We start from the raw sequence: 7,078 nt of genomic DNA, 5'->3' as shown, positions 1-7,078 counted from the left end.
GACATAGTCAATTGGAGTGGTCATGGGCGAGGTTGCTCAGGTGTCTGGGAAGAAGGACACGAAGCGGTGTACAGCTATACAGTTCATGTTACGGGAAAGCGGTGTTGAGCCGCTCGCTGCACCTGAATTGCCCGGAGTACCGTCTGCCTGTAGGCGTATAGAAGCGCCTGACGTCTCCCCCACACTCCAGACTTCTCAAAACTAAAGTTAAGGTTGCTTCCACATAGCCTCGACCGATGTCCGACAGCTAGCGGTTCATCATCATCCAGCGGAATTAGCGGCCAGATAGCGGGGGGGGAGGTGCGAAAAAAAGAATGTGAATTTTCTACCCTTTGGCGGTCCCGTGCTGCGCGCGGAACGTGTTGATTGCGGTCAGGTCAGCCCGGCCTGGTTCGCCACCCAGTGACTCGTCTGCGCCAGCGCCCGGTCGAGCGGCCCGGAGCTGCGCTGCACGCGGGACAGCAAGGTGGCGCCCAGCCACTGCTGGTAGAGCTGTTCCGCCACCTCGGCCGGGTCGGGGCAGCCGGTCAGCTCACCGTCTGAAATGCCTTGCCTCAGGCAGCCTTCCAGCCGGGCCAGCACTTGGGTCGTGCCGTGTTCCAGCGTCGCGCGCATCGACTCCGACAAGTCGCAGACCTCGGCGCTCAGCTTGACCACCAGGCAGCGCTCTGTCAGGTCATCACCCGATTGCAGCGCATGCCACCGGCCGAAGAAAGCGAGCAGCCGCGCCGCAGCGGTTTGCCCTGGCGCCGCCAGCAGGGCATCCGTCTGCTCCAAGTACCCCTCGAAGTGCCGCTCGAGCAAGGCCTCGCCGAATTGGTCCTTGGAGCGGAACCAGTGATAGAACGAGCCTTTGGGCACCCCCGCCGCAGCCAAGATCTCGCTCAGGCCCACCGCGGCGAAACCCTTGCTGACGATGATCGACCGCGCGGTATCCAGTATCTGCTGGCGCGTATCGACGACCGGATTTGCGTTCATGGCCGCAGGGGTATGCGAGCGGTGCGTCAGGCGACGGCTGTTTCGAGTGCCGGGTAGTCGTCGTAGCCTTCGGGGCCACCGGCGTAAAACGATTCGGGCCTGGGCGTGTTGTACGGGCCGTCACGACGCAGCCGCTCGGGCAGGTCCGGATTGGCGATGAACAGCTTGCCGAAGGCAATGAAGTCGGCCTGCTCCCGAGCGATCGCCGCCGTCGCCCGGGCACGGTCGTAGTCGCCATTGGCCATGTAGGCGCCGTTGAAAATTTGCCGCAGCTTCTGGAAGTCGAAGCTGCTGCTGGGGTCTTCCACCACGTGGAGGTAAGCCAGCCCGTAGGCGTTGAGCTGTTCGGTGATGGCTTCGAACGTCGATTGCGGCATGGAGTCGGCGATGTCATTGAACGCGTTCACCGGCGACAGCCGAACGCCGACGCGACCCGCTTCCCACACTGTCAGCACCGCCTCCGTGACCTCGCGCAGCAGGCGGGCTCGGTTGGCCACCGAGCCGCCATAGCCGTCTGTGCGATGGTTCGTGCCGTCACGCAGGAACTGGTCGATCAGGTAGCCGTTGGCGGCATGGATCTCGACCCCGTCGAAACCCGCCGTCTTGGCATGCACGGCGGCACGGCGGAAGTCTTCAATCAGCGCCGGGATCTCTTCGGTCTCGAGTGCGCGCGGCGTCTCGAAGGGCTTCATGCCCTGTTCGGTGTAGATCTCGCCGGCCGGACGGATCGCCGAGGGCGCCACCGGCAAGCTGCCGTCGGCCTGCGTCAGCGGGTGGGAGACGCGCCCGACGTGCCACAGCTGCAAGAAGATCTTGCCGCCGTGGGCATGAACGGCTTGCGTCACGCCCTGCCAGCCAGCCACCTGTTCGGGGCTGTGGATGCCCGGCGTCTTGGGATACCCCTGGCCCTGCGGCGTGATCTGCGTGGCCTCGGAAATGATCAGACCGGCGCTGGCGCGCTGCGCGTAGTAGCGCGCGTTCAAGGCGTGAGGTACGTTGCCTGCCGCAGCGCGGCTGCGCGTCAGCGGCGCCATCACGATGCGGTTGCTCAACGAGACGCTACCGAGGACGGAGGGAGAGAACAGGGCGCTTGGTGCCAGGGTCGAAGTGCTTTGGTTCATGTATTGATGCAGTTAGGGGCAAAACATGCATTGTATTAGACCAGTCGTCTAGCGCAAGATTGCAAGGCTATTCTCAGTGCGCGATACCAAGCCAGGCGACTTTCAAACATTCGCCGTGAGCCGATATCGACGGTTTCAGCCTCCACTCTGCCGTGCGTTGCGCGGCCGACACCTCCAGGTATCGGTGCTACACCTCGCAACGGGACCATGAAGCAGGAGTTGCGCACACCCTCGTACAAAAGGGGTGGGAGGACATGCCGGTGGTCAGTGCGTGAGGGCGCTGTAGGAGCGTGACCTCACTCACGCCGAAAAGATGGATCGGGAGGTTCGTGTTTTTGCTCGCGGATGAGTTGGAGCGCTATTTCGATAGAAAGTGTTTGCGCAGCTTTCTGCCACGACTATGACCAAGGCATGGGGCCGATGTCGATCTCGCTAAACGCCGCGACAAGTCGTTCTTCGAGAGACTCGCGCAATGCGGTCACGCGTTCCTGATCGATTACCAAGCCCTTGGCGATGCGGTGTGCCGCCACGAGGTCAAGCGCAAACCTGACTGATCGCTGTAGTTCGCGTGGATCGACTTCGTTGAGGTCCATAAAGCGAGAAGGTACACCCAACACCAGCATGTAGGAATTCGGCGAAACCTCCAGAACTTTCTCGCTGTCATTGGGGAGCTTTCATCTGCTTCAGACTGTTAGAGACTGAGTGGAGTCGTTCAGGCTCACCTCCTCGCAAGGTATCAACCTCAAGTACCGGCCATTCAACTGATGTCGTGCGTGGGGCAGCTTTCGTACAAGACCGGGCACCCGGCAAGCAGAGGCAACCGCCTCCATGGAAACGCCCCCTACCCCCTCCCCCGCGATTGCGTCGCGGACTACTCGGATGACAACTTCATTGTTCTGATCACTTCCAACACATCGCTGGGTTCTGCCCGATTGCGGTAGTCCACATCCACATGGGCAAAGCGGATCATCGCGTCTGTGCCCACCGCGTAAGTGGCTGGAACCGGCAGAGTCCATGAACCATTGCCGTTGGTTGTAGGCAAATCGTGACCGACGCTGGAGTAGAGGTCCACCAACTCAGGCGGCAAGTCAAAGGCAACTCCGAAACCTCTCGCCGCCCGCAGTTCTGAATCGCTGAGGACCTCGAAGGCTAGTTCGTTCTTTTCCTGCGTGTACAGCGAGCTGTCCGGCGTTTGCGGCGAGATGGCCACTAGGTGTGCTCCCAGTTCCTTCACTTCAGCGAGCCTGTGCTGCCAGGCGCGCAGCTCCAGGTTGCAATAAGGACACCAACCTCCCCGGTAAAACACCAGGATGACAGGGCCTGTTTTCAGGAGGTCGTGCAACCGGATGGGCTCTCCACGCGCATTGGGCAGGGTTACGTCTGGCGCACGCTGGCCTGTGCGCAATGCTGTGCGTTCGATGCCGCTTGCACGCAGCTGCGCAGTAGCGTTCTCCATGGTGGAGATCCGCTCAGGTGCCGCTCGGGTGGAGAAGCCAGCTTTGAATTCGGCCAGCTGGTGGGACAAGGTGTTGGTCGTCATGATGGCGATTTCGTGCGGGGGTGGTGAGATGAACGGGTCAGCCGCGCAAAGCGCCTGCAGGTGTCTGTGCCGGTAGCGACACACCGCGGGATGTCACCGCGAGCAGCAAGCCGCTCATCGCAATCAACAGGCCTGCCACTTCAAAGGCGCCAGGCATGTGACCCAACACCGGCCAGGCCATGAGTGCGGCCAAGCCGGGCGCCAGCGCTGGGAAGATCGCAGCACGCGAAGGCCCGAGCAAAGAAACCATCTTGGCGTACGTGTAGAGCGTTCCGGTGCCAGCAATCAGGCCCTGCACCAGCACCTCCACCCAAAGTACGTTGGGCGCTGCGGCCAGCAGGCCCGCTGCGCCTGTGTGCCAAAGGTAGACCGGTACATAGGTGATCAGGGCCGAGAACGAAACCACGGCGGTGGCCAGCAGGGGGTCCAGGCGGTGGCGGCGCAGCACGATACCGAAGCCCGCCCACAGCGTACCAGCCGCGATGAACATGGCGTCGCCCAGTGCCGCGCGCGAGGTGAAGCTGGCAGCGTCCAGCCCCGAGAGCAACAAGAGCCCACCCAGGACGATGGCGATGCCCAGCAGCTTTCGGGCTTGCAGCCGCTCGCTGAATACCCACGCCGACAGCAGCATGCCCGCCACACTCATGGCTGCGAACGGAAACACCGCCGCGTGGCTGGGCGGCGCAAACTGCAACGCGCCAAACATGAGCAGACCAAACGGCGTTCCGGCCAGCAGAGCCACCGCAAGCCAGATGCGCCAACGCTGCTTGAACTGCACGGCGTCGCGCCAGAAGGCCAGCCCCAGCACCGGCAAGGTCACCACGCCGGCCACAGCAAAACGCAGCACGGTGAGGTCGGTCGAACGCAGGCCCTGGGCGATGCCCCAGCGTGCGAATACGGTGTACAGCGCGCCGATACTCGCTGCCAGCAGACCCACCGCAATGCCCAGCATCAGGCGGCTTGTTTCGGTCAATGCGCTTGACTTTGTGATCTCGGCCAAGGGCAACGATGGGGCTTGGGGCGCCGGGTGTGTCAGGGTGGTCATGGTGAGGGCCTTCTGGTGACTTCGTTGACGTGTTCGACGCGGCTCACAGGCTCGGTGCAGCCGGGAAGTCAATCGGAATCTGGGTCGCTGCGTGCAGGTAGTTGGTGATGGTTTTGTCACCCACGATCACCAGTGCATCGACCAGGTGGCCCGTGGCATAGCCCACGGCATAGAAACGTTCCAGCGTTGTGGCGTCGATCCGTCCACGGTTGGAGACTGCGGAACGCACCACCCGGGCCAGGGCGTCCAGCTTCGGGTCGAAGTTGGCAGCGCCGCGACGAATTTCGATGATCTGAGCGTCTGAGAAGCCGTGCATCTTGCCCAGTGCGGTGTGCGCAGCCAAGCAGTAGTGGCAGTCGTTGAACTGGCTGACCACCAGGTTGATGACCTCACGCTCTTTGGCGTTGAGCGAACTCTTGGCGTTCTGCAGCGCCAGGTAAGTCCCCAGCGCTGTTCCAGAGTGCGCCAATGTGGCGTACAGGTTGGGCACGAATCCCAAGCCTTTGTGCAAGCTGTCGAACAGCGCTTGGTTGGTTGACGAGACTTCGGCGCGCATGGGGACGTTGACGGTTTTCATGAAAGGCTCCGGGTTGGGGTTGCAAACTTTCGACGGGATGTGTCGATGGCTTGTATGGTGTTTGAATCCGAAAGAAGTGAATAGCAGGCAAAATCGCCTATCAATCATTCCCATCTGGAATCAATAGGGGGCTTTCATGGACAGACTGGCCGCGATGCAGGCGTTTGTGCGCGTGGTGGAAGCGGGCAGTTTTTCTGCGGTGGCGCGGTCCCTGGGAAGCACGCAGAGCGCAGTGAGCAAACAGGTGGCCAGCCTTGAGGCGCATCTGGGCATGAAGCTGCTGTCGCGCACCACGCGCGCGCTGTCGTTGACCGACGAGGGACAGGCCTATTTCGAAACCTGCGCGCGCGTGGTTCAGGAGCTGGAGGACGCCGAGATGGCTCTGCGCGCTGGCGAGGGTGAGGTGCTCGGGCGGCTCAGAGTGGGTGCGAGCGTGGGATTTGGGCGGCAGGTGCTCTTCGCCTTGGTTCGGGATTTCATGGCGAAACACCCTGCCTTGCAGGTCGATCTGCAATTGAACGATGGTTTCGTCGATGTGGTGAGCGAGGGACTTGATGTGGCCGTCCGCATTGGCGAGCTGGTGGACAGCAGCATGCTGGCCCAGCGGGTGGGCACCACGCAGCGCGCTGTGGTGGCCAGCCGAGCTTTGGCCGCTCAACTGGCCACCGAACAGCGCCTGCCCACCCAACCAGCCGATCTGGTCCAGCACAACTGCATCGTGTACACCGGGCTTGCGACCCGCAACCATTGGGTGTTTGATGCCACGGCGAATCACCCGGCGGTCACGGTGGCGGTTCAGGGGCGAATGGCCAGCAACAGCAGCGAGGTGGTGCGCGAGGCGGTCTTGGCCAGTCTTGGCCTGGGCTTTTCTCCGACGTGGTTGTTTGGTCCGGAACTGCGCAGTGGCGAAGTGGTGCGCCTCCTGCCTCATTACTCGCCTCATCCGCTGCCAATCCACGCGGTTTATTCACCTTCCCGCAGACATTCGGCCAAGGTGGCCATCTTCATTCAACACATCCGGCAGGGGCTCATGAACCTGCCATAGGGACGCGTGCAGCACTTCTGGAATGCGTTTTATCGGTCAGCAATGCGCTCAACAGCAACAGGCTCAAACCCGGATTCCGCAGGAGAAACCACGGAGACGAATCGGAGTGCCGTTGAGCCCGTGTTGAGTGCCCCGTGAATGGCACCTCGTGTGGCTACGGCCACGACGCCAGGGCGCAGTGGCAGGAAATGACCCGATTGATCGGGAAAGTATCGACCTTCTCCAGCGAGCACGATCCATGTGTCCTGGCCGCTGGGGTGGGCATGCAGCTCAATGTATTGGCCTGGCTCGACATGCCAGCAAACGACTGCAGAGTCTGATGATTCAGTGATGACGACTCGGGGCGGGACCTCTTCACCAGCTTGGAAAAAGAGAGCCGAATCGAAGACACGGTCTTGGTGCATGTGCTTCTCCTGTTGATATTGCATTCCTCTCGAAGCAAGCCTCGGGCCGACTCTAGGCATCTATGAGGGCCTGTAATTGGATGACCGCGATGTGACAAGGACTGCGAGCTCACCATTTTATCCCTAATTGCTGCACTCCTCGCGAAGTCGAACTCCAGAATCCACGGGCCGTTCGTATGAGCGCCAAGATCCCAAAGGCCCGTGGGAATGGGCAAACACAGGTTGGCGCTACAGCGGGCATTTCGGGTGCAGCGCGCGGCTTCACACCGCTTTCCCGTAACATGAAGTCTCAACCTGTACATCGCTTCGTGTCCGTCTTCCCAGACACCTGAGCAACCCCGCCCATGACCACCCCAACTGATTACGTA

Annotated in this window: 8 protein-coding genes; 1 reads left to right on the top strand and 7 read right to left on the bottom strand. The window is 61.6% G+C overall.

The genetic code is table 11. The features are described 5' to 3' along the window. Positions 1-372: 372 nt before the first annotated feature. From BLW02_RS18905 to BLW02_RS18880, 6 genes are all read right to left on the bottom strand, one after another. Complete coding sequence (locus BLW02_RS18905; protein ID WP_092701574.1) at positions 373-978, bottom strand: TetR/AcrR family transcriptional regulator; 606 nt, start codon at positions 976-978, stop codon at positions 373-375. A 26-nt stretch (positions 979-1,004) separates the two neighbouring features. Next, positions 1,005-2,099 (bottom strand): alkene reductase, encoded by a 1,095-nt coding sequence (locus BLW02_RS18900; protein WP_092701571.1) that lies wholly within the window; start codon positions 2,097-2,099, stop codon positions 1,005-1,007. 398 nt (positions 2,100-2,497) lie between these two features. Continuing rightward, positions 2,498-2,722 (bottom strand): hypothetical protein, encoded by a 225-nt coding sequence (locus tag BLW02_RS18895; RefSeq protein ID WP_244273765.1) that lies wholly within the window; start codon positions 2,720-2,722, stop codon positions 2,498-2,500. 248 nt (positions 2,723-2,970) lie between these two features. Continuing rightward, the gene (locus tag BLW02_RS18890) at positions 2,971-3,639 is read right to left on the bottom strand and encodes a peroxiredoxin-like family protein (RefSeq protein ID WP_244273764.1); all 669 of its coding nucleotides are present in this window, start codon (positions 3,637-3,639) and stop codon (positions 2,971-2,973) included. Between the two features lie 37 nt (positions 3,640-3,676). Then, a complete protein-coding gene (locus tag BLW02_RS18885) occupies positions 3,677-4,684 on the bottom strand; it encodes a DMT family transporter (protein WP_092701568.1) in 1,008 nt (335 codons plus the stop codon). A 43-nt stretch (positions 4,685-4,727) separates the two neighbouring features. After that, positions 4,728-5,261, bottom strand: a complete 534-nt coding sequence (locus tag BLW02_RS18880) for a carboxymuconolactone decarboxylase family protein (RefSeq protein ID WP_092701565.1) — start codon at positions 5,259-5,261, stop codon at positions 4,728-4,730. A gap of 136 nt (positions 5,262-5,397) precedes the next feature. Here BLW02_RS18880 and BLW02_RS18875 point away from each other — a divergent pair, with 136 nt between their 5' ends. Next, positions 5,398-6,306: a LysR family transcriptional regulator gene (locus BLW02_RS18875; RefSeq protein ID WP_092701562.1), complete on the top strand. Its 909-nt coding sequence runs from the start codon at positions 5,398-5,400 to the stop codon at positions 6,304-6,306. A 29-nt stretch (positions 6,307-6,335) separates the two neighbouring features. Here the strand turns inward: BLW02_RS18875 and BLW02_RS18870 are convergent, their stop codons facing one another. Then, a complete protein-coding gene (locus BLW02_RS18870) occupies positions 6,336-6,710 on the bottom strand; it encodes a cupin domain-containing protein (protein WP_092701577.1) in 375 nt (124 codons plus the stop codon). Positions 6,711-7,078: the final 368 nt, after the last annotated feature.

This window comes from Acidovorax soli, from assembly GCF_900107605.1.
GTDB lineage: Bacteria > Pseudomonadota > Gammaproteobacteria > Burkholderiales > Burkholderiaceae_C > Acidovorax > Acidovorax soli.
Note: the sequence above shows the minus strand (reverse complement) of the source record. Positions and strands in the feature narration are given on the sequence as shown.

What these genes read in the sequence shown, in the direction of transcription:
- BLW02_RS18905 (WP_092701574.1), bottom strand. Translation starts at nt 978, where the DNA reads ATGAACGCAAATCCGGTCGTCGATACGCGCCAGCAGATACTGGATACC.
- BLW02_RS18900 (WP_092701571.1), bottom strand. Translation starts at nt 2,099, where the DNA reads ATGAACCAAAGCACTTCGACCCTGGCACCAAGCGCCCTGTTCTCTCCC.
- BLW02_RS18895 (WP_244273765.1), bottom strand. Translation starts at nt 2,722, where the DNA reads ATGCTGGTGTTGGGTGTACCTTCTCGCTTTATGGACCTCAACGAAGTC.
- BLW02_RS18890 (WP_244273764.1), bottom strand. Translation starts at nt 3,639, where the DNA reads ATGACGACCAACACCTTGTCCCACCAGCTGGCCGAATTCAAAGCTGGC.
- BLW02_RS18885 (WP_092701568.1), bottom strand. Translation starts at nt 4,684, where the DNA reads ATGACCACCCTGACACACCCGGCGCCCCAAGCCCCATCGTTGCCCTTG.
- BLW02_RS18880 (WP_092701565.1), bottom strand. Translation starts at nt 5,261, where the DNA reads ATGAAAACCGTCAACGTCCCCATGCGCGCCGAAGTCTCGTCAACCAAC.
- BLW02_RS18875 (WP_092701562.1), top strand. Translation starts at nt 5,398, where the DNA reads ATGGACAGACTGGCCGCGATGCAGGCGTTTGTGCGCGTGGTGGAAGCG.
- BLW02_RS18870 (WP_092701577.1), bottom strand. Translation starts at nt 6,710, where the DNA reads ATGCACCAAGACCGTGTCTTCGATTCGGCTCTCTTTTTCCAAGCTGGT.